Below are 22,284 nucleotides of genomic sequence, written 5' to 3' on the forward strand. Positions count from 1 at the left end.
CGGGCGTCCTCATCCGGTGGTGATCCTCTCGATGCGCCGGCCGAGCCGGCTGGTGATCACCGGCGCCGCGATGCCCAGCACGCGTGCCCAGTCCAGCACCGTCGGCTCACCCCGGGCCGGGTCTCCGAACAGGATGACAGGGTCGCCCGGCGAAGCGGAGTCGTCGCCGATGTCGACGACGAACTGGTCCATGGCGATGCGCCCGGTGATGCGGCCGACCGTGTCGCCGACCTTCACCGGCGCCCTGTTGGATGCGACCCGGAGGATGCCGTCGGCGTAGCCGAGCGCGACCAGCACGAGCGTGCTCGCCCGCGCTGTGCGGTAGGTGTAGCCGTAGGAGACACCACGGTCGGCAGGGACGCGCTTCACGGCGATGACCTCGCCCTCGAGTCGCATGGCCGGCGCCGAAGCCTGTACCGGGTCGAGGCCGAAGAGCTCGGGGCCGAGAAGCCGGCCGTCACGGCTGGCTGACGAACGCGGGGCGCCCACCGAAACGCGGACCGGGAAACCCTCGTCCGCAATGCTGGCCGCATCTTCCACCCGTGAGACGACAAAACCGCCGACCCCCGCATCCGTCAGCGCACGGGCCACGGGGATGAGCCCGTGTCCGTACGCGTCGGCGCGGAGATCGGCGGTGCAGTCGGGAAGCGGGGAACCGGCGGAGGCTGCCGTCGAGCGGATGGCGTCGAGATCGATGTGGGCGCGTCGGCGCACACTCGTCCTGTTCGCCATGCTCAGGTCAGCTCGTCTTTCCGGTCGGCCTCGCGCTTCGCGATGGGAGCCCGGGGTCAGGCGCGCTGCTCTTCGAACAGGCGAGCGGTCTCGTCGTGCCAGCTGTGGGCGATCTGAGAGAGCTTCTCCTGGTGCTTCTTGCCGTGGTGGGCGCAGAACAGCAGCTCGCCGTTGTTCACGACGACCCGGATGTATGCCTGCGCTCCGCAGCTGTCGCAACGGTCCGCGGCCGTCAGTTGCGGCCCCGATGCGAGCTCGTCAACGGCCCCGTTCTCCGAGGTAAGTGTCGACATGTGATGCTCCTTCCGTCGCAACCGATGAACTCGGTACCTCTATAGAACCACGGATACTCGGCAACCAGGCGCGTGTTGGCTGCTATTTCGCTCAACGCGTAGCATCCCGGAGCCCCGGGTGTCGGTGGCGTAGGCTGCCGCGCCCGCAGCTTACGCTTGAGGGAGCATGCGCCCGCTGGGCGCCTTCGATCCTGCAAGGAGCGCCCGTGGCGAGTTCGGACTATTCGGCCAGGCACCTCTCGGTGCTCGAGGGGCTGGAGGCCGTGCGCAAGCGACCGGGCATGTACATCGGCTCCACCGACTCCCGCGGGCTCATGCACTGCCTCTGGGAGATCATCGACAACTCGGTGGATGAGGCCCTCGCCGGGCACGGAACCTCCATCGAGGTCATCCTGCACTCCGACGACAGCGTGGAGGTCCACGACAGCGCTCGCGGCATCCCCGTCGACATCGAGCCCAAGACCGGACTGTCGGGGGTGGAGGTCGTCTTCACCAAGCTGCACGCCGGCGGCAAGTTCGGCAGCGGGTCGTACGCCGCGTCGGGCGGCCTGCACGGCGTCGGCGCCTCCGTCGTCAACGCCCTCTCCGAGCGACTCGACGTCGAGGTCGACCGCGACGGCAAGACCTGGGCCATGTCGTTTCACCGCGGCGAGCCAGGGACCTTCGACGACAAGAACGGCGTGCCGAGCCCGGACAGCACCTTCACGCCGTTCGTCAGCGGCAGCGAGCTGCGGGTCGTCGGCAAGGTGCGCAAGGGCGTGACGGGAACGCGCATCCGCTACTGGGCCGACCGGCAGATCTTCACCAAGGGCGCCGAGTTCTCCACCTCCGATCTCATCGGTCGCGCCCGTCAGACGGCGTTCCTGGTGCCGGGCATCTCGATCTCCATCGATGACAAGCGTCCCGCGGCCGAGGGCGGCGAGCCGACCGGGCTGACGACGTTCCGCTACGAGGGCGGGATCTCGGAGTTCGTCGACTTCCTCGCGCCGGACAGCCCGATCACCGAGACCTGGCGCCTGACCGGCGAGGGACACTTCACCGAGACCGTCCCGGTGCTCTCCGACTCGGGGGCGATGCTGCCGACCGAGCTGAAGCGGGACTGCCAGGTCGACATCGCCCTGCGCTGGGGCACCGGTTACGACACGGTGATGCGCAGCTTCGTCAACATCATCGCGACGCCGAAGGGCGGCAGCCACCAGGCCGGATTCGACCAGGGGATGCTCAAGTTCCTGCGGCAGCAGATGGAGCTGAACGCCCGCCGCCTGAAGGCCGGCAACGACAAACTGGAGAAGGACGACGTGATGGCGGGCCTGACCGCCGTGCTCACGGTGCGCCTCCCGGAGCCGCAGTTCGAGGGTCAGACGAAGGAGATCCTGGGCACCCCGGCTGTCCGGGCGATCGTCGCGAACGTCGTGCAGAAGGCGATGGCGGAGCGCTTCGGCTCCTCCAAGCGCGACGATAAGGCACAGTCTGCCCTGGTGCTCGACAAGGTCGTCGCCGAGATGAAGTCGCGGATCTCCGCCCGCGCACACAAGGAGACACAGCGCCGCAAGAACGCGCTGGAGACCTCCTCCCTGCCGGCCAAACTGGTCGACTGCCGTTCCAACGACGTCGCCAACAGCGAGCTGTTCATCGTCGAGGGCGACTCGGCTCTCGGCACCGCGCGCCGGGCACGCGACAGCGAGTACCAGGCGCTGCTGCCCATCCGCGGCAAGATCCTGAACGTGCAGAAGGCATCCATCTCGGACATGCTGTCGAACGCCGAATGCGCGGCCATCATCCAGGTCATCGGCGCCGGCTCCGGTCGCAGTTTCGACCTGTCGGTGGCCCGCTACGGCAAGGTCATCATCATGTCGGACGCGGATGTGGACGGTGCGCACATCCGCACCCTGCTGCTCACCCTGTTCTTCCGGTACATGCGGCCGATGATCGAGGAGGGGCGCGTCTTCGCGGCGGTTCCGCCGCTGCACCGCGTCGTCGCGATCAATCCCGGCTCGAAGCCGAACGACACCATCTACACGTACTCGGAGGCGGAGCTCCAGGCGGTGCTCGCAGACCTCAAGAAGCGCGGCAAGCGCTACCAGGAGCCGATCCAGCGCTACAAGGGGCTCGGCGAGATGGATGCGGACCAGCTGGCGACCACCACCATGGACCGGGCGCACCGCACTCTCCGCCGGGTGCGCGTCCCCGACGCCGAGGCGGCCAACCGGGTCTTCGAGCTGCTGATGGGCAACGACGTCGCCCCGCGCAAGGAGTTCATCATCGCCGGCGCCGACGACCTGAGCCGCGCCCGCATCGACGCCTGACCCCGCCCGTGGTGTCGGGTGCTCTGTCTGTCTGCTCGTGTAGCCAGCCATGACGGCCCGTCGGCTACGGAGGAGACCGACGCCTGAACCGGACCGTAGGTCCTCCGTTTGCCAACCGGTCGCGGCGCGTCGGCCGCCGACTCCTCCGTTTTCCCCACTGCGGGAAGCGGAGGAGAAGCCGCGCGCGGATTGCCGGACGGCGGGAAACGGAGGACGGCGCGGTCGGCGACGGCGCGAAACTCCTCCGTCGCCGCCGCGGGGGTCAGCCGACGCGGCGGCCGATCGAGCCGACGACCGTGTCGAGGGGCGTGCCTGAGCCGTCGCGGCGGGCACCGCCCTCGGGGAGGGTGCGCGCAGCGCCGTCCGGCGCGACCGCCAGCGCGGGACCGCGGCCGGCCCACGCCACCACGAGTTCGTTCTCGCCCTTGAGGAATCGTTGGGCACGCACACCGCCGGTCGCGCGCCCCTTGACCGGGAACTCCGCGTAGTCGCTCACCTTGGCCGTTCCCGGGTCTGCGCCGGGCAGGGTGGCGTCGCTCGCCGCGATGGTCGCGACGACCGCCTCCTCCGCGTTGGCTGCGGCGATGGCGCCGAAGTAGACGACCCGCGCGTCTGCGCCAAGGTTGATGCCGGACATGCCGCCTGCCGCTCGTCCCTGCGGGCGCACGCTGGAGGCGGCGAACCGCAGCAGCTGCGCGTCGCTGGCGATGAACACCAACTCGTCCTCATCCGTCACCGTGGTCGCGCCGACGACCTCGTCGCCCGGCTTCAGCGAGATGACCTCGAACTCCGGCTTGTTCGCCCAGTCGCCCGCGGTCACGCGCTTGACGACGCCCTGCTTCGTCCCGAGCGCGATCGTGCGGTCGGAGCCGAGCGAGACCACCGCCAGGATGCGCTCCTTCTTGTCCGCGAGCGCCAGGTAGTCGCCGACCCGGACTCCCGCCCCGAGTTGGATGGAGTTGGCCGGCACGCCCGGAAGGTCGACGGGGGAGAAACGGATCAACCGTCCCCGGTTCGTCACCGCGCCGATCTCGCTACGGCTGGTCGTGTCCAGCTGCGACAGGATCGCATCGTGCTTGCTGCGCCGGGCCGGCGGTTGGATGCGGTCGAGCCCGCCCTCCGCGCCGTCCGCCCCGGCCACCGCATCCACGCGCAGGATGCGCCCCGTCGTCGACAGGTACACGCGCGTCGGCACGTCGGCCACCTCGAGCTGGACGTTCGCGGCCTTGCTGCGCGACGTTCCGGCGATCGAGGGCTTGGCCTCGGTGAGCAACGTGCGACGCGGGGTGCCGAACGTCGCGGCGACCCGCTCCAGCTCGTCCGACACCAGGTCGTGGATGCGCTGGCGTGAGGCGAGCAGCGCCTCCAGCTCGGCGATCTCGGCCAGCAGCTGGTCGCGTTCGGTCTCCAGCTCGATGCGGCTGAACTTGGTCAGCCGCCGCAGGCGCAGCTCCAGGATGTAGTCGGCCTGCAGAGTGCTCAGGTCGAAGACCTGCATCAGCCGGCCGCGCGCCTGCTCCGTGTCGTCGGAGGTGCGGATGACCTGGATGACCTCGTCGATGTCCAGGATGGCGATGAGCAGGCCCTCGACCAGGTGCAGTCGCTCTGTACGGCGGGCGAGGCGGAACTGCGACCGCCGGGTGACGACGCTGACGCGGTGGTCGAGGTAGACCTGCAGCAGTTCGCGCAGGCCGAGGGTCTGGGGGCCGCCGGCGACCAGGGCGACGTTGTTGATCGCGAAGCCCTCCTCCAGCGGGGTGTGCCGGTAGAGCTGCTCGAGCACCGCCTCCGGGCTGAACCCGGTCTTGATGCCGATGACGAGACGCAGGCCGTGCTGGCGGTCGGACAGGTCGGTGACGTCGGAGATGCCGTTCAGCTTCTTGGCGTTGACGCCGTCCTTGATCTTCTCGATCACCTTCTCGGGGCCGACCAGGTACGGCAGCTCGGTGACGACCAGGCCGCTCTTGCGCGCGGTGATCGGCTCCACGGCGACCTTCGCCCGCATCCGGAAGCTGCCGCGCCCGGTGGCGTACGCGTCGCGCACTCCCGAGAGCCCGGCGATGGTGCCGCCGGTCGGCAGGTCGGGGCCGGGCACGTACGCCATCAGGTCGTCGAGCGTCGCCTCCGGGTTCTCCAGCAGGTGACGTGCGGCGCCGACGACCTCGATCAGGTTGTGCGGCGCCATGTTGGTCGCCATGCCGACGGCGATGCCGCTCGCGCCGTTGACCAGGAGGTTGGGGAAGGCGGCGGGCAGCACATCGGGCTGCATCAGCTGGTTGTCGTAGTTGGGGACGAAGTCGACGACGTCTTCGTCGAGGTCCTCCGTCATCGCCAGTGCGGCGGCGGCGAGTCGCGCCTCGGTGTAGCGCGCGGCGGCCGGCCCGTCGTCGAGCGAGCCGAAGTTGCCGTGACCGTCGACCAGCGGCACGCGGAGGGTGAAGTCCTGTGCCATCCGCACCAGGGCGTCGTAGATAGCGCTGTCACCGTGCGGGTGGAGCTTTCCCATCACCTCACCGGTGACACGCGCCGACTTGACGTGGCCGCGGTCGGGGCGGAGGCCCATCTCGGTCATCATGTACAGGATGCGGCGCTGCACCGGCTTGAGACCGTCGCGGGCGTCAGGCAGGGCGCGCGAGTAGATCACCGAGTAGGCGTATTCGAGGAACGAGCCCTGCATCTCGGTCGTGACGTCGACGTCTTCGATGCGTTCCGTCGTTCCGGCGGCGGGCTGGTCGTCTGCTGGTGTCATTCGTGCATTCTGTGCAGTGGGGCTCGGGTGGAGCAGGGTTCGGGTGGAGCGTGGGGGCGGCTCGGCCGGCCTGTGAGGGCTGTGCCAGACTGGGCCGGATGCCACCCATGCTACCGGCCGCCTTCACCACCCGAGCGAGCCTCGCCACGGTTCTGCCGAGTTCGCTGGCCGCCGTCACCGGTGCGTCGAACGACCTGGCGTTGCCGCGCATGGAGCACCTGGTCCTCATCGTGGTGGACGGCCTCGGCGCGGCCGCATTGCGGGCGCGTTCCGGTCACGCCCGGACGCTGGCGCCGCTTCTCGGCAAGGCGACCACGATCGACGCCGGCTTCCCGACCACGACGGCCGCAGCGCTGGCCACCCTCACGACCGGAACGACCCCCGGCGAGCACGGTCTGGTCGGCTACCGGGTCCGCGACGGGTCAGGTCGACTGACCAACCAGCTGTCCGGCTGGGACGCGGATATGGATCCCGCCACCTGGCAGCGGTCCCGCACCGTGTTCGAGTGCGCCGCCGACGAGGGTGTGCGCGCTCGTGCGATCGGCCTGCCCAAGTTCGAGGGCACCGGCTTCACGGCAGCTGTGCTGCGCGGCGCCGAGTTCATCGGCGTGCAGTCGCTGAGTCAGCGGTTCGACACCGCGGCCGAGATCGTGGCCGGCTCGGGCCCGGGCCTCACCTACCTGTATGTGGCCGAACTCGATCAGCTCGCGCACGCGCGCGGCTGGGAGTCGCCCGACTGGACGGCCGCACTGGAGACCGTGGATGCGCTGGTCGCCTCCTTCACCCGCCGCCTGGGCCCCGGACGCGGTGCCCTGCTCACAGCCGACCACGGGGTGGTCGACGTTCCGCAGAGCGGCCACATCCTGTACGACACGGCGCCGGAGCTGCTGGATGGTGTTGCCGGCATCGCGGGAGAGCCGCGGCTGCTCCACATCTATCTCGAACCGGGCGCGTCGGCCACCGCGGTCGCGGAACGCTGGCGCGACTCGGAGGGCGACCGCTCCTGGGTGGCGACGCGCACCGAGGCGACCGATGCCGGTTGGTTCGGGCCGTCCGTCGACGCGGAGGTCGCGCCGCGGATCGGGGATGTGCTGGTCGCCGCGCGCAAGCGCATCGCGTACTACGACGGTCGCGACCCGCAGCGCATCGGCCGCAATATGGTCGGCCAGCACGGTTCGATCACGCCGGAGGAGACGCGGGTTCCGCTGTTGCGGTTCGGCACGGCCGGCTGAGGCCGACAGGGACCTTCCTAGGCCAGGTCGTCGTCCGTGCGCGCGCCGAAGACGATCTCGTCCCAGCTCGGCATCGACGCACGGCCCTTGCGGCGCGCGGACGGCTGCGGCCCCGAGTCGTTCGACGACGCAGGCGGGGGAGCGGGCACGTCCAGCGGTAGCGGCGGCTGCTCGGCGATCGGGGGCCGGTCGGTCACGACCCGGAACGGCGTCGGCGCGGCGGGCGCCGGGGTGTCGTGCGCGGGAGCGTCGTGCGTCGGCGGAACCGTTGTCGGCGTCCGAAATGTCGAGGCGTGAGGTGTCGAGGCGTGAGGTGTCGGCGCCACCGGAGGCGTCACGGGGTGCTCGGCCGGTACCGGCGACTCCGCCGACGTCGCCCGATCGTCGTACGTCGCTGCCTCGCGCTCGCCTCGGCGGCGGCGCAGGGCCTCCAGTAGGTCGGCGGTCTGGTGCAGGTCGCGCGGCGCTCCGTCGTCGGCACGCTTGATGGCGGAGACCGCGATCGAGTTGTTGGCGCCCGGCGTCCGGCCCTGCGGCAACGGCTCGATCGGCGCGGTGATCTCCGGGCCGAGCAGGTCGACGGAGGGGGCGGGGAACGTGAAGGCGCCGCTGTCGAAGCGCGAGGTGTCCGGCTCGCCCTCGTTGGGCAGCACGGCGCGCAGGCGCGGGATGAGCGCCCCGCCGCGCAGTTCGCCTGCCTGGGAGAGCGTGGTCGCCTCCGAGTTCAGCGGCGCGAGCGAGTGCTTGCGGGCGTCGTACGACCAGCGCGCGTCGTGGTCGATGGTGTCGGCCGTGAACTCGAGCTTGACGATCCAGCCCGTCTCGCTGTCCTTCCAGCTCGCCCAGCGTTCGCCGGAGACACCGAGCGATGCGAGCCGGTCGCGGATGACCGTGCCGAACGTCTCCGCCTCGCCCAGCGGGTCGACGGCGTCGGTGGTGTGCACGGGCACACTCAGCGCGCTCGCGACGATGTGCTCGCGTTCGGCGAGGATCGGTCCCTCGAACCGTTGGACGTACTCCAGCGGCGCGCCGGTGACCGCGGCCACATCCTCCGCGGACATGCCGGAGCGGATGTGCGCCTGGACTTCGCGCGGGGAGAGTTTGGGGGCGTCGGCCGGCGTCTCCTGACGCACCTGCCGCACTTTCGACTGCAATGCTTCGTCGACGGCGATGCGGAAACGCTCACCGTCGTCGCCGACGGCGACGAGTGCGCCGTTCTCGACCCCGATGACCTTCAAATCCTGCATGTGGATTGCCTTCCGAGCTCGTTCGTACGGCCTCAGGATGCCACGCGAACGAGGGCATTCCGGGGAATACGGCGGGCGTGCCGGAAGTTGAACACCGAGCAATCACCGAGAGCCCCCTGCGTGGTTTTGCTATTCCGGGGCGATTGATGCAAACTATGGCCGCCGATTGCGAGAATCGGCCGTTACGACGAGAAGTGGATGGGCATGGCAACGGATTACGACGCACCGCGGAAGACCGAGGACGACTCCGAGTCGATCGAGGCCCTCAAGGAGCGTGTCCCGGACAAGATGTCGGGCGTCGTCGACGTCGAGGACGCCGACAATCCCGGCGGATACGAACTGCCCGGTGCCGACCTTTCGGACCTCGATCTCGACGTCGTGGTGCTGCCTCCTCAGGCGGACGAGTTCACCTGTGTGAACTGCTTCCTGGTGAAGCACCGCTCGCAGATCGACCACGAGACGAAGCTCGGGCCGATCTGCGCGGAGTGCGCAGCATAAGTCACGAAGACCGTCGAGCCTCACCGAGAACCCGGACCAGCTGGTCCGGGTTTCTTGTTGAGAGGAGCCAGTACGGCGCCGGGTCGTCGAGGTCGAGGAGCGGCACCTTCACGACCGGCTTGATCCAGCCGCGGATGAGCAGCCACGCCCGCGCGTCGAGGCGGCGCCCGCGCTCGAGCGTCGCATCCTCGCCGCGGTAGGCGGTCGGCTCACCGACCAGCGGCAGCGGGATGCGCGCGGGCCCGGCGACCAGTTCGCCCTCGGTGACGCGGATGACGGGTGCCGTGGTGATCAGGAAGATCGCCCACGCGACGTACACCACGATCGCCAGCACGACACCGACGGTCAGGTTGATCGGCGCGAAGACGAGCATGATGGCCGGAATGACGAGCAGGGTGGAGATGAAGAGCCAGGGCGTCGCCCACAGTCGCTCTCGGTACAGGTCCATGCCCCCTATTCGATCAGACTTCTGCACTACCCTCGACACGTGACCGATACCGTCGACGTCCCGATCATGGCCTCGTTCCTCCCCGCATACGCGCACGCGGACGACGCAGGGGCCGATCTCTGCGCCGCCGAGGCCGTCGTGCTGGGTCCGGGGGAGCGGTTCACGATGCCGACCGGCGTGTCGATCGCCCTGCCGGAGGGCTACACCGCTTTCGTGGTCCCGCGCAGCGGTCTGGCCATGCGGCACGGTCTCACGATCGTGAACGCTCCGGGCACCGTGGATGCGGGCTACCGCGGCGAGATCAGGGTCACCCTGCTGAACACCGACAGATCGATGCCGTACGATATCGCCGTCGGCGACCGGATCGCCCAGCTGATCGTCATGCCGGTCACGCGAGCCCGGTTCATCCCCGTCGACACCCTCCCGGACAGCCACCGCGGCACAGCGGGCTTCGGCTCGTCCGGGTACACCGTCACCGAGTCAGGAGAACACGCGTGAGCGACATCAGCGACACCCCTCGTGGGTCCGAGGGGGACGCCGAGCTCGAATTGCAGGGCGACGACCTCGAGTTCGAGAAGTCGGCCCCCGAGGACCGCGAGTCTGAGGGGCCGCTCGACGAGAGCGAGGCCAACCCGGTCCGCCCCTACGTCGACCTGGGCGGCGTGAAGATCCTGCCGCGCGAGGGCCTGCACCTGCGGCTCGAGGTCGAGGAGGAGTCGCAGCGCGTCGTCGCCGTCGGGCTGGACTACGCGAACTCCACCCTCCAGGTGCAGCCGTTCGCGGCTCCCCGGTCGAGTGGGCTGTGGCACGAGATCCGCGACCAGATCACCGACCAGATCCAGCGCCAGGGCGGTCGGGTGACCGAACGCGACGGCGCCTTCGGCCCCGAGCTCGTAGCAGAGATCCCCGTCGCCGCTCCGCAGGGCGGCCCGGTCGAGACGCGTGTCGCACGGTTCGTCGGCGTGGACGGGCCGCGCTGGTTCCTCCGCGGCGTCATCGCGGGCGACGCTGCCGTGCAGCCGGAAGCCGCGGCGCTCGTCGAAGACCTGTTCCGCAGCATCGTCGTCGTGCGCGGCTCCGTCCCGATGCCCCCGCGCGACCTCATCCCGCTGCGGATGCCGGCGGCGCCCACGACGGGCAACGAGAACGACTATTCCTCTCTTTAAGGCGCGAGCATGACCGATCAGGACCGTCCGGAGACCCAGGCCGGCGCAGGAGCGGGTGCGTCCGGCCGCGACGCCGCCGGCGCCGACGCTGCCGCAGCCCCGGGCCTCAGCGAGAGCATCGCCGCCGCCGCCCGCCGCTCAGGGCTCGGCCAGCTGGCCGAGACGGAGACCTCCACCGGCACGGCGCTGCTCGGCGCCCTCGGCGGCGTTCGCGGGCTGTGCGAGACCATCCTCCCGGGGCTGGTCTTCCTCGTGCTCTTCACGTTCACGCAGAACGTTCCGCTGTCCATCGTGTCCTCAGTGGCCGTGGCAGTCGTCTTCACGGTCGCACGCGTCATCGGAAAGACTCCGCTCACGCAGGCGCTCGCCGGCCTGATCGGCGTCGGGATCTCGGCCATCCTCGCGCTCATCTCCGGGCGCGGCGAGGACAACTTCCTGCTGGGCATCTGGACGAACGCGGCCTACGCGGCCGGCATCCTGATCTCGATGCTGTTGCGCTGGCCGATCATCGGGCTCGCCGCCGGATACCTGATGGGCGATGGGGTGGCCTGGCGCCGCGACAAGCGGAAGTTCCGGGTCATGCAGGCGCTGACGTTCCTCTGGTTCCTGCTCTTCGCGGCGCGGCTCCTGGTGCAGGTGCCGCTCTACCTGGCGCACACGGATGCGGCCACCAGCGCGCTCGCGCTCACCAAACTGTTGATGGGCGTGCCGCTGTATGCGCCGCTGCTGCTCGTGACCTGGTTCGTGGTCAAGGGTCAATTTCCGCAGAAGCCCGTCACGAACGCGGGCCGAACCACGTCTCAGAAGTAGAAGCACGACGCAGCTCGCGGCGACGGAGGGGGACGGATGCTGGAGGCGGGGACACGCGAGGGGCTGACCGCCGCGCAGGTGGCGGAGCGCGTCGCCGACGGCCGGGTCAACACGCAGACGCAGCCCAGCTCGCGCTCGGTGGGCGACATCCTGCGCGAGAACATCTTCACGCTGTTCAACGGCATCCTCACTGCCTGCTTCGCCGTGGTGGTGCTCCTCGGCGACCTGCGAGACGGCTTCTTCTTCGGAATCGTCATCGTCAACGCGCTGATCGGCATCGTGCAGGAATACCGCGCCAAGCGGGTCCTCGACCGCGCCGCCCTGCTGGCCGCTCCGCACAGTCGCGTGCGTCGCGACGGCGAGGTCGTCACGGTGGCGCTCGAAGACGTGGTGCTCGACGATCTGCTGGTGCTGCGCCCGGGCGACCAGGTGCCCGCTGACGCGGTCGTGGTGCAGAGCGTCGGGCTGTCGCTCGACGAATCGATGCTGACCGGTGAGTCGGACCCGATGTTCAAAGACGACGACGCCCCGCTGCTGTCCGGCTCGCACGTGGTCACCGGCACCGGGCTCGCCGTCGTGACCGCGGTCGGTGCCGACTCGTATGCGAGCCGGCTGACCAGCGAGATCCGCAAGCACTCGCTGGTGCGGTCCGAGCTGCGGGAGGCGACCAATCGCATCCTCGTCTACCTCTCCTGGGTGCTCGGGCCGCTCATCCTGATCACGCTCATCGGTCGTGTGCTGACCTACGGGGGCTTCACCGAGGTGTTCGTCGACGGCCGCTGGCGGCGGGCGCTCCTCGATGCGGTGGCGGCGGTCGTCGGCATGATCCCCGAAGGTCTCGTGCTGCTCACCAGCCTCGCCTTCGGTGTCGCGGCCATCCAACTCGCCACCCGCAAGGTGCTCGTGCAGGAACTCGCGGCGGTCGAAGTGCTCGCCCGCGTGGATGTGCTGTGCCTCGACAAGACGGGGACGCTCACGACCGGCGAGCTGTCGTTGCACGGCACGGAGTGGGTGGGCCGCGACGAGAGTGGATCGGCCGTCGATGCGGAGACCGCGCTCGCGGCGTTCGGCTCGGACGAAGCGGGCAACGCGACCTCCGGCATCCTGGGTTCGCGTTTTCGCAGCGACCGTTTCCGGGTGACCAGGCGCATCCCGTTCAGCTCGGCGACGAAATACAGCGCGCTGGCGATGACCGTCGACGGTGCCGAGAGCGCCTGGGTGCTGGGAGCGCCGGAACGCGTGCTCGAGGGGCACCCCGACGCGCTCGCCCGGGCGACCGAGCTGGCCGCGACGGGGCTGCGGACCCTGGCTCTCGCGCGCGCAGTGGACCCGCTGCCGCAGGAGATCCACGTGCCGCTCTCCGGCACCCGACGGGAACCGGCGCTGCTCGTCCTGCTGTCGGAGACGCTCCGGCCGGAGGCGCGCGACACGCTCGGCTACTTCCGCGAGCAGGCGGTGCGTGTCGTCGTGATGTCGGGCGACAACCCGGTCACGGTCGCGGCCATCGCCCGCGAACTCCAGCTGGAGGGCGAGACCGTCGACGCCTCCACGCTGGCGACCGATGAGGCGCTCGCCGAAGCCCTCGAAACAGCCGGCGTGCTGGGCCGGGTCAGCCCCGACCAGAAGCGCGCGGCCGTCCGCCTGCTCAAAGAGCAGGGGCGGACCGTCGCCATGACGGGCGATGGCGTCAACGACGCGATGGCCGTGAAAGACGCCGACCTCGGCATCGCGATGGGCACGGGCACCGCCGCCACGAAAGCGGTCTCCCGCGTTGTGCTGCTGGACGACCGCTTCGATCGGCTGCCCGACGTTCTCGCCTCGGGCAGGCGGGTGATCGCCAACGTCGAGCGCGTCTCCAACATCTTCCTGGCGAAGACGACGTACGGCATCCTGCTGGCGCTCGTCAGCGCCGTGCTGCTGTGGCCGTTCCCGTTCCTCCCGCGCCAGCTCACCCTGGTCTCGTCGCTGGCCATCGGCATCCCCGCGTTCGTGCTGGCTCTCGCACCCAACAAGCGCATCTACACGCCCGGCGTGCTCGGACGCGTGCTGAAGTACTCCGTGCCGACCGGACTCATCGCGGGGGTCACCGCGATCGTCACCTACGCGCCGCTGTACCGCAGCCTTCCGCTGCATGAAGCCCGCAGTGTCACGACCGTGGCACTGTTCTGCGTCTCGCTGTGGATCCTGTGCGTGCTCACCCGGCCCCTGACCGGGGTGCGCTGGCTGCTGCTCGCAGCGGTCGCCACAGCGTTCGTCCTGGTCTGCGTCATCCCCTTCACATCGTCGTTCTTCGAGATGCATCTCCAACTGGATGCTGCACTCGCCTGGGGCATTGCCGCCGGAGCTGTGGGGGCCGCCGGGGTCGAACTGTTCTACCGCTTCGCGAAGCGGCGCGCGCTGGTCTTCGACCGGCTCTGATCGTGGTAGATTTATCTCGACGTCAAGATACTTTCCCTCAAGGCTGAATTAGGCTTACCTTGCTGGAAAGGCGCTTCGACGGACGACGAAGATGGACGAGGCGTGCGTGAACATCGCCTGCCAACGAAGGAGAGGGCATTGTGACGGCTACGGAGAACGCTGGTACGGACAACTCGGGGCACGGCAGCTTCGGCGCGAAGAAGACGCTGACGGTCGGGTCGCGCGACTACACGATCTTCGGAATCGACACCGTCGAGGGGTATGAGCGTCTGCCGTTCAGCCTCAAGGTGCTGCTCGAGAACCTGCTCCGCACGGAGGACGGCGCCAACATCACCGCCGACCACATCCGCGCCCTCGGCAGCTGGGACCCGGCGGCCGACCCGAACACCGAGATCCAGTTCACGCCCGCTCGCGTGATCATGCAGGACTTCACCGGCGTCCCCTGCATCGTCGACCTCGCCACGATGCGCGAGGCGGTCTCCGCTCTCGGCGGCGACCCCGAGAAGATCAACCCGCTGGCGCCGGCCGAGATGGTCATCGACCACTCCGTCATCGCCGACCTGTTCGGCCAGCCGGATGCGCTCGAGCGCAACACCGACATCGAGTACGAGCGCAACGGCGAGCGTTACCAGTTCCTGCGCTGGGGCCAGACCGCGTTCGACGACTTCAAGGTCGTCCCGCCGGGCACCGGCATCGTCCACCAGGTCAACATCGAGTACCTCGCTCGCGTCACCATGACCCGTGAGATCGACGGCGAGCTGCTCGCCTACCCGGACACCTGCGTCGGAACCGACTCCCACACCACCATGGTCAACGGCCTGGGCGTGCTCGGTTGGGGCGTGGGCGGCATCGAGGCCGAGGCGGCCATGCTGGGCCAGCCGGTCTCCATGCTGATCCCCAAGGTCGTCGGCTTCAAGCTGACCGGCACCATCCCGACCGGTGTCACCGCGACGGACGTCGTGCTCACCATCACGCAGATGCTGCGCAAGCACGGCGTCGTCGGCAAGTTCGTCGAGTTCTACGGCGCCGGCGTCGCCGAGGTGCCGCTCGCCAACCGCGCCACCATCGGCAACATGAGCCCCGAGTTCGGCTCGACCGCCGCCATGTTCCCCATCGACGACGTGACCCTCGACTACCTGCGCCTCACCGGCCGCAGCGAGGAGCAGGTACAGCTGGTCGAGCAGTACTCGAAGGCGCAGAGCCTGTGGCACGACCCCTCGGTGGAGCCCGTGTTCAGCGAGTACCTGGAGCTCGACCTGTCGACGGTGGTCCCGTCGATCGCCGGTCCCAAGCGCCCGCAGGACCGCATCGAGCTCGACCGCGCCAAGCAGCAGTTCGAGCTGGACCTGGTCGACTACGCCGACATCTCCCACGACCTGGTCGACCTGACCATCTCGGAGTCCTTCCCGGCGTCCGACCCGGGCGAGCTCCAGCCGGAGGACGACCACAACACCCATGTGCACTCGCACCACAGCCACGCGCCGAAGACGGCCTCCAACCCCACTCCCGTGACGCTGGCCGAGAGCGGCGAGGCGTTCGTGCTCGACCACGGTGCCGTCGCGATCGCGGCGATCACCTCGTGCACCAACACGTCCAACCCGTCGGTGATGCTCGCGGCCGGCCTCCTGGCGCGCAACGCGGCCAAGAGGGGCCTGAAGGCCAAGCCGTGGGTCAAGACCACCCTCGCTCCCGGGTCGAAGGTCGTCACGGACTACTACGAGAAGGCCGGCCTCACCAAAGACCTCGAGGCGCTCGGCTTCTACACGGTCGGCTACGGCTGCACCACCTGCATCGGTAACTCGGGTCCACTGATCGACGAGATCTCGCAGGCGGTCAACGACAGCGACCTCGCCGTCACCGCGGTGCTCTCGGGCAACCGCAACTTCGAGGGCCGCATCAACCCCGACGTGAAGATGAACTACCTGGCCAGCCCGCCGCTGGTCATCGCGTACGCGCTCGCCGGCTCGATGAACTTCGACTTCGAGGTCGACCCGCTCGGCACCGACAGCGAGGGCAACGACGTCTTCCTGAAGGACATCTGGCCGGACGCCGCCGAGGTGCAGGAGACGATCGACTCGTCCATCAACGAGGGGATGTTCGTCCACCAGTACGCGTCGGTTTTCGAGGGCGACGAGCGCTGGAAGTCCCTCCCGACCCCGACCGGCTCGATCTTCGAGTGGGACGAGAAGTCGACCTACGTGCGGAAGCCCCCGTACTTCGACGGCATGACGCTCGACACCACCCCGGTCAGCGACATCGTCGATGCTCGCGCGTTGGCGAAGCTGGGCGACTCGGTCACCACAGACCACATCTCGCCCGCCGGTTCCATCAAGGCGGAGAGCCCGGCCGGCCAGTACCTCACCGAGCACGGCATCGACCGCAAGGACTTCAACTCCTACGGCTCGCGCCGCGGCAACCATGAGGTCATGATCCGCGGGACGTTCGCGAACATCCGCCTCAAGAACCAGCTCCTCAGCTCGTTCAACGAGGGCAGCGGTGTCGAGGGCGGATACACCCGCGACTTCACCAAGCCCGATGCCCCCCAGTCGTTCATCTACGACGCGTCGCAGAACTATCAGGCGCAGGGCACCCCGCTCGTGATCCTCGGCGGCAAGGAGTACGGCTCCGGCTCCTCCCGCGACTGGGCGGCGAAGGGCACCAGCCTTCTCGGCGTCCGCGCGGTGATCACCGAGAGCTTCGAGCGCATCCATCGCTCGAACCTCATCGGCATGGGCGTCGTGCCACTGCAGTTCCCGGACGGTGAGTCCGCCGACTCGCTCGGGCTCGACGGCACCGAGGTCTTCTCGATCACGGGACTCACCGAGCTGAACGACGGCACCACGCCGAAGACGGTGCACGTCACCGCCACTCCGAGCGAGCACTCGCCCGAGGGCAAGCAGCCGGTCGAGTTCGACGCGGTCGTCCGCATCGACACCCCCGGTGAGGCCGACTACTACCGCAACGGCGGCATCCTGCAGTACGTCCTGCGGAGCCTCGTCTAAGCAGCGGCACATCACGGGAGGCTCGGAATGAACGTTCCGAGCCTCTCTTGATATCCGCGAGCCTAGACTCGAATCCATGGGCATCCTCGAGACCATCCACGGTCCACGCGACCTCGACCGGCTGACGGACGGGGAACTCGTCCAGCTCGCCGCGGAGGTGCGGGCGTTCCTGGTCGCCAACGTATCGAAGACCGGTGGACACCTCGGCCCGAACCTCGGCGTGGTCGAGACGACCATCGCCATCCACCGGGTCTTCGACTCCCCGCAGGACGCCATCGTGTTCGACACCGGCCACCAGTCGTACGTGCACAAGCTGCTGACCGGACGGCAGGACTTCTCGCAGCTCCGCCAGCGCGGCGGCATGGCGGGCTACCCGCAGCGCTCCGAGTCGGAGCACGACATTGTGGAGAGCTCCCACGCCTCCTCGTCGCTGTCCTGGGCGGACGGCATCTCGCGCGCCTTCCAGCTGACCGGGCAGAACGATCGCCACGTGATCGCGGTGGTGGGTGACGGCGCCCTGACCGGCGGCATGACGTGGGAGGCGCTCAACAACATCTCCGACGACAACAACCGGAAGCTCATCATCGTCGTCAACGACAACGGGCGGTCCTACGCCCCGACGATCGGCGGGATGGCGCGGTTCCTCAACACCGTGCGGACGCGGAAGAGCTACCGCAGCCTGTACCTGACGTCGCGTCGCGCATTCGACAAGCTCGGCACGCCGGGCCGCTCGTTCTACCGGGGCGTGCGAGGCGGCCTGCACGGCTTCCTGAGCCGCTTCACCAACAATGAGGCGCTCTACTCCAACCTCGACATCAAGTACATCGGGCCGATCCACGGCCACGATATCGAGGCGATGGAGGAGGCGCTCCGGCAGGCCAAGAACTACGGCGCGCCCGTCATCGTGCACGCGATCACCCAGAAGGGCCGCGGCTACGAGCCCGCCCTCCGCGACGCGGCCGACCAGTTCCACTCGGTCGGCCAGATCGACCCAGAGACCGGCGAGCCGACGGACGGGTCGAGCAAGCCGGCGTGGACGGACGTCTTCGCCGATGAGATCGTCCGGCTGGCCGAGAAGAACCCGAAGATCGTCGGCATCACCGCCGCGATGCTCCGCCCGACCGGCCTGCACAAGTTCGCCGAGCGCTTCCCCGACCGGGTCCACGATGTCGGCATCGCCGAACAGCACGCCGCCACCAGCGCGGCCGGTCTCGCCTACGGTGGGCTGCATCCTGTCGTCGCCATCTATGCGACGTTCATGAACCGCGCGTTCGACCAGGTGCTGATGGATGTGGGCCTCCACAAGGCGGGCGTCACGTTCGTGCTCGACCGGGCGGGCGTCACCGGCCCGGACGGCCCCAGCCACCACGGGATCTGGGACCTCGCCATCCTGCAGGTGGTGCCGAACATCCGCCTGGCCGCGCCGCGCGACGGCACCCGCTTCCGTGAGGAGCTGGGGGAGGCGGTGACGGTCGAGGACGCCCCCACCGTGCTGCGATTCCCGAAGGGATCGGTGCAGCCCGACATCGACGCGTTGCGCCGCCTCGACGACGGCGTCGACGTGCTGCGGGAGGGAGACCGCAAGGACGTCCTGCTGGTGACGGTCGGCCCGATGGCCGACCTCGGCCTGAAGGTCGCCGACCGGCTGGCCGCGCAGGGGATCGGGGCGACCGTCGTCGACCCGCGGTGGGTGGTTCCGGTGCCGAAGAGCATCCTCTCGCTGGCCGCGGAGCACCGCATCGTCGTCACCATCGAAGACGGCATCCGTGTCGGCGGCATCGGCACGCGCGTCCGTCAGGACCTGCGCGAGGCCGGCATCGACACCGCGGTCGACGAGCTGGGGCTTCCCGACGCGTTCATCGACCACGCGTCCCGCGACCAGATCCTCGAGGACGCGGGCCTCACGCCCCAGAAGATCGCGCGCGACCTGGTCGCCCAGGTGCTCGGCAGCCGCGTACCGATCGCGCGCCCGCTCCCGGACGAGGCGGCAGCCGACGAGGCAACGCCCGCGAAGAAGCGCCGCGCCTGACCCTCGGCGCCACCCCCGCCGAGTGGCGACATCATGTCACCACTCGGCGCGGATTGGAGCGTCTGCTCGCGACTCGACGCGCGGGGGCGGGCGCGGGCGCGGGCGGCGCGCGGCGGGCTCAGCGGTTGAGCGGGCTCATGTCGGCGTAGCGGTCGCCGACGGGGGCGGCCACGGCGTCCAGGCGGGCGAGCTGCTCGGGGCTGAGGTCGAGATCGGCCGCCGCGACGTTCTGCTCCAGGTTCTCGACCTTCGTGGTGCCGGGGATGGGCGCGATGTCGTCGCCCTTCGACAGCAGCCATGCGAGCGCCACCTGGCCGGGCTTCGCGCCCGCCTCGCGCGCCACCGCATCCACCTGCTCCACGATGCGGATGTTCGCCTCCAGGTTGTCGCCCGCGAAGCGCGGGTTGAAGCGGCGGAAGTCGTCGTCGGAGAGCTGGTCGAGCGACCTGATGGTTCCGGTCAGGAAGCCGCGGCCCAGCGGCGAGTACGGCACGAAGCCGATGCCCAGGTCTCGGGCCGTCGGCAGCACCGCCGACTCCGGGTCGCGTGTCCACAGCGAGTACTCGGTCTGGATGGCCGTGACCGGGTGCACGTCGTTGGCGCGCTTGATGGTCTCCGGCGCCGCCTCCGAGAGGCCGTAGTGGCGGATCTTGCCCTCGCCGATCAGCTCCTTGAGGGCGCCGACCGTCTCCTCGATCGGCGTACCGGGGTCCATCCGGTGCTGGTAGTAGAGGTCGATGTAGTCGGTCTGCAGCCTCCGAAGCGACCCCTCGACCGACAGGCGGATGTTGTCGGGCGACCCGTCGAGCCCGCGCTCGTCGTTCTGCCGGTGCAGGATGGTGCCGAACTTCGTCGCGATGACCACCCGCTCGCGCCGGCCGTCCGTGAACGCCTTCGCCAGCAGTTCCTCGTTCGTGTACGGCCCGTAGATCTCGGCCGTGTCGAAGAACGTCACCCCCAGGTCGATGGCCCGGTGGATGGTCCGGATTGAGCCGCCCTCGTCGGCGCCCGCCCCGGTGTAGAAGGCCGACATCCCCATGCAGCCGAGCCCCAGGCGCGACACCTCGAGCTTCTCGGTTCCGAGTGTGATCTTCTCCATGCGTTCCTCCTCGTTGCGTTCCCGACGTCCGCCACGATACGACCAGAAGGCCCGCCCCGGGGAACCGGGACGGGCCTTCTGTGTGAACGGAGACGGGGTGAACGGTGGATGCGCGTTACGCGACGCCCTTCACCAGCGGGTGATGGAACGTGTCGCCGAAGACCCGCTCCGACGCTCCCACACGGTCGAGGTACGGCGTGATGCCGCCCATCTGGAACGGGAAGCCGGCGCCGAGGATCATGCACAGGTCGATGTCCTCCGGCGCCTCGACCACGTGGTCGTCCGCCAGCATGCGGTGGATCTCGTCGGCCAGGCCGTCCTCCAGCGTGCGGAGGATCTGCTCCTTCGTCCACGGGTTCTTGCCGCCGGAGACGATCTTCGCCGCACCCTTGTCGAGGCCCTTCACTTTGCCCTTGGCGTCCTTCTCCAGCAGCGTGCCGTACTCGGCCAGCTTGTGGAGGTTCTCGGAGCGGTAGAACCGGTCCGGGAAGGCCGCGTGGTGGGTGTCGAGCACGTGCGCGCCGACCTTCAGCCCGACCAGGTCGAGGAGGGCGGACGGCGCCATCGGGAGGCCGAGGGGCGCGATGGCCTCGTCGACCACCTCGAACGGCGTGCCGTCGTCGACCGCGTGCATCGCGTCACCGAGGATCTTCGCCAGCACGCGGTTGACGACGAAACCGGGGGTGTCCGCTGTGATGACGGCGTTCTTCTTCAGCGCGGCAGCGGTCATCATGGCGGTGGACAGCGTCGCCTCGTCGGTCTGCGGGGTGTTGACCACCTCGATGAGCGGCATCACCGCGACCGGCGTGAAGAAGTGGAAGCCGACCAGACGCTCAGGGTGCTTCAGCTTGGCGCCGATCTGCTCCACGGAGAGCGAGGAGGTGTTGGTCGCCAGCACGGCCTCGTCGGAGATGTACTGCTCCACCTGCTCGAAGACGTCCTGCTTGACGCCGAGCTCCTCGAACACGGCCTCGATGACCCAGTCGCAGTCGGCGAAGTCGGCCTTATCCGTCGTGCCGGTGACCAACGCGCGCAGGCGGTTCGCCTCGTCGGGGGAGATGCGTCCCTTCTCCTGCAGCTTGCCGATCTCGTCGTGGATGTAGGCGACGCCCTTGTCGACGTGCGCCTGGTCGAGGTCGGTGATGACCACCGGCACCCGGAGGCGGCGCACGAACAGCAGGGCGAACTGGCTGGCCATGTAGCCGGCGCCGATCACACCGATCTTGGTGACCTTCTTCGCCAGCTTCCGGTCGGGGGCGCCAGCGGGACGCTTTGCCCGCTTCTGGACCAGGTTGAAGGCGTAGATGCTGGCCTGGAACTGGTCGCCGGAGATGAGCTCCGCGAGCGCGTCGTCCTCCAGCTCGAAGCCGCCAGCGCGGTCGTTCGCCTTGGCGGCCTTGAGCAGGTCGAGGGCTTTGTACGGCGACTTCGGAACGGTGCCGATGCGCGACTCCAGCATCTTGCGGGCGATCCCGATGGCGGCGTCCCACTTGACCATCCGCTCGATCTTGCCCGGTTCGTTCGGTCGCTTCACGACGACGGACCCGGTCAGGACCTTGTCGGCCCAGAGCAGCGAGTCCTCCAGGAAGTTCGCCGAGTCGAAGATCGCGTCGGCGATCCCGAGGTCGAAGACTTCCTGCGGCTTCAGCATCCGGTTCTGCTTGAGCGGGTTCTCGACGACGACCTTGAGCGCGTTCTCGATGCCGATCAGGTTCGGCAGGATGGTCGCACCGCCCCAGCCCGGGATGAGGCCCAGGAAGACCTCGGGAAGGGCGAACGCGGCCGCATTGCGGTCAATGGTGCGGTAGTCGGCGTTCAGGCCGATCTCCACGCCGCCACCGAGCGCCAGGCCGTTCGTGAAGACGAACGAGGGGACCCCGAAGGTCGCCTGCTTGCCCAGGACGTAGTGGCCCAGCTGGGGGAGCAGCTTGGCAACCTCCACGCTCGGGATGTCGCCGACGCGGCTGAGGTCGGCACCGGCGGCGAGGATGAACGGCTTGCCGGTCACGGCCACGGCGTCGATCTCTCCGCGGGCGGCGCGCTCGGTGAGTGCGTCGAAGGTGCGACCCAGCTCCAGCAGCGTCGCCGGCCCCATGGTGTTGGGGCGGGTGTGGTCGCGGCCGTTGTCGAGGGTGACCAGCGCGAGGGTCTTGCCGCTGGGGAGCCGTACGTCCTTCACGAACGAGTGGGTGACGACCTCGTCGTCGGTGATCTTCTCGAGCGGACTGAAGTCGATGGTGCTGTAGTCGGTCACT

The 22,284-nt window shown here is 69.1% G+C and carries 16 protein-coding genes; 9 read left to right on the forward strand and 7 right to left on the reverse strand.

What is annotated here, in order from left to right; genetic code table 11:
* Positions 1–9 precede the first annotated feature (9 nt).
* Together AB4079_RS04550 and AB4079_RS04555 are read right to left on the reverse strand one after the other, a co-directional pair.
* Positions 10–732 (reverse strand): alanine racemase, encoded by a 723-nt coding sequence (locus tag AB4079_RS04550; protein ID WP_441786102.1) that lies wholly within the window; start codon positions 730–732, stop codon positions 10–12.
* A 56-nt stretch (positions 733–788) separates the two neighbouring features.
* Positions 789–1,025, reverse strand: coding sequence for a DUF7455 domain-containing protein (locus tag AB4079_RS04555; RefSeq protein ID WP_018191296.1), 237 nt, complete (start codon positions 1,023–1,025; stop codon positions 789–791).
* 206 nt (positions 1,026–1,231) lie between these two features.
* On the opposite strand from AB4079_RS04555, the gene AB4079_RS04560 reads away from it, so the two are divergent.
* The gene (locus tag AB4079_RS04560; RefSeq protein WP_441786103.1) at positions 1,232–3,331 is read left to right on the forward strand and encodes a DNA gyrase/topoisomerase IV subunit B; all 2,100 of its coding nucleotides are present in this window, start codon (positions 1,232–1,234) and stop codon (positions 3,329–3,331) included.
* A gap of 262 nt (positions 3,332–3,593) precedes the next feature.
* Here the strand turns inward: AB4079_RS04560 and AB4079_RS04565 are convergent, their stop codons facing one another.
* Positions 3,594–6,080: a DNA gyrase/topoisomerase IV subunit A gene (locus AB4079_RS04565; RefSeq protein ID WP_441786104.1), complete on the reverse strand. Its 2,487-nt coding sequence runs from the start codon at positions 6,078–6,080 to the stop codon at positions 3,594–3,596.
* 98 nt (positions 6,081–6,178) lie between these two features.
* On the opposite strand from AB4079_RS04565, the gene AB4079_RS04570 reads away from it, so the two are divergent.
* On the forward strand, positions 6,179–7,312 hold the full coding sequence (locus AB4079_RS04570; protein ID WP_441786105.1) for an alkaline phosphatase family protein: 1,134 nt from the start codon (positions 6,179–6,181) through the stop codon (positions 7,310–7,312).
* 17 nt (positions 7,313–7,329) lie between these two features.
* Here the strand turns inward: AB4079_RS04570 and sepH are convergent, their stop codons facing one another.
* A complete protein-coding gene (sepH, locus tag AB4079_RS04575) occupies positions 7,330–8,559 on the reverse strand; it encodes a septation protein SepH (RefSeq protein ID WP_441786106.1) in 1,230 nt (409 codons plus the stop codon).
* A gap of 204 nt (positions 8,560–8,763) precedes the next feature.
* Here sepH and AB4079_RS04580 point away from each other — a divergent pair, with 204 nt between their 5' ends.
* The gene (locus AB4079_RS04580; RefSeq protein ID WP_441786107.1) at positions 8,764–9,057 is read left to right on the forward strand and encodes a DUF4193 domain-containing protein; all 294 of its coding nucleotides are present in this window, start codon (positions 8,764–8,766) and stop codon (positions 9,055–9,057) included.
* A 1-nt stretch (position 9,058) separates the two neighbouring features.
* Here AB4079_RS04580 and AB4079_RS04585 read toward each other — a convergent pair whose 3' ends face one another.
* Entirely contained in the window at positions 9,059–9,505 is a 447-nt protein-coding gene (locus tag AB4079_RS04585; RefSeq protein WP_441786108.1) for a DUF3093 domain-containing protein, read from the reverse strand.
* Positions 9,506–9,544: 39 nt separating this feature from the next.
* On the opposite strand from AB4079_RS04585, the gene dut reads away from it, so the two are divergent.
* The 6 genes from dut to dxs all read left to right on the forward strand — a co-directional run bounded on the left by dut (position 9,545) and on the right by dxs (position 18,930).
* Positions 9,545–10,003: a dUTP diphosphatase gene (gene dut / locus AB4079_RS04590; RefSeq protein WP_441786109.1), complete on the forward strand. Its 459-nt coding sequence runs from the start codon at positions 9,545–9,547 to the stop codon at positions 10,001–10,003.
* Positions 10,004–10,053: 50 nt separating this feature from the next.
* A complete protein-coding gene (locus tag AB4079_RS04595) occupies positions 10,054–10,671 on the forward strand; it encodes a DUF3710 domain-containing protein (RefSeq protein WP_441786262.1) in 618 nt (205 codons plus the stop codon).
* 9 nt (positions 10,672–10,680) lie between these two features.
* Entirely contained in the window at positions 10,681–11,481 is an 801-nt protein-coding gene (locus AB4079_RS04600) for a DUF3159 domain-containing protein (protein WP_441786110.1), read from the forward strand.
* Positions 11,482–11,517: 36 nt separating this feature from the next.
* Positions 11,518–13,899, forward strand: a complete 2,382-nt coding sequence (locus AB4079_RS04605) for an HAD-IC family P-type ATPase (RefSeq protein WP_441786111.1) — start codon at positions 11,518–11,520, stop codon at positions 13,897–13,899.
* A gap of 140 nt (positions 13,900–14,039) precedes the next feature.
* Positions 14,040–16,901 (forward strand): aconitate hydratase AcnA, encoded by a 2,862-nt coding sequence (acnA, locus tag AB4079_RS04610; protein ID WP_441786112.1) that lies wholly within the window; start codon positions 14,040–14,042, stop codon positions 16,899–16,901.
* 76 nt (positions 16,902–16,977) lie between these two features.
* On the forward strand, positions 16,978–18,930 hold the full coding sequence (dxs, locus tag AB4079_RS04615; RefSeq protein ID WP_441786113.1) for a 1-deoxy-D-xylulose-5-phosphate synthase: 1,953 nt from the start codon (positions 16,978–16,980) through the stop codon (positions 18,928–18,930).
* Positions 18,931–19,048: 118 nt separating this feature from the next.
* Here dxs and AB4079_RS04620 read toward each other — a convergent pair whose 3' ends face one another.
* Positions 19,049–20,029, reverse strand: a complete 981-nt coding sequence (locus tag AB4079_RS04620; RefSeq protein WP_441786114.1) for an aldo/keto reductase — start codon at positions 20,027–20,029, stop codon at positions 19,049–19,051.
* A gap of 115 nt (positions 20,030–20,144) precedes the next feature.
* Entirely contained in the window at positions 20,145–22,283 is a 2,139-nt protein-coding gene (locus tag AB4079_RS04625) for a 3-hydroxyacyl-CoA dehydrogenase NAD-binding domain-containing protein (RefSeq protein WP_441786115.1), read from the reverse strand.
* Position 22,284: the final 1 nt, after the last annotated feature.

This window comes from Leifsonia sp. 2MCAF36, assembly GCF_052115525.1.
Taxonomy (GTDB): Bacteria; Actinomycetota; Actinomycetes; order Actinomycetales; family Microbacteriaceae; genus Leifsonia.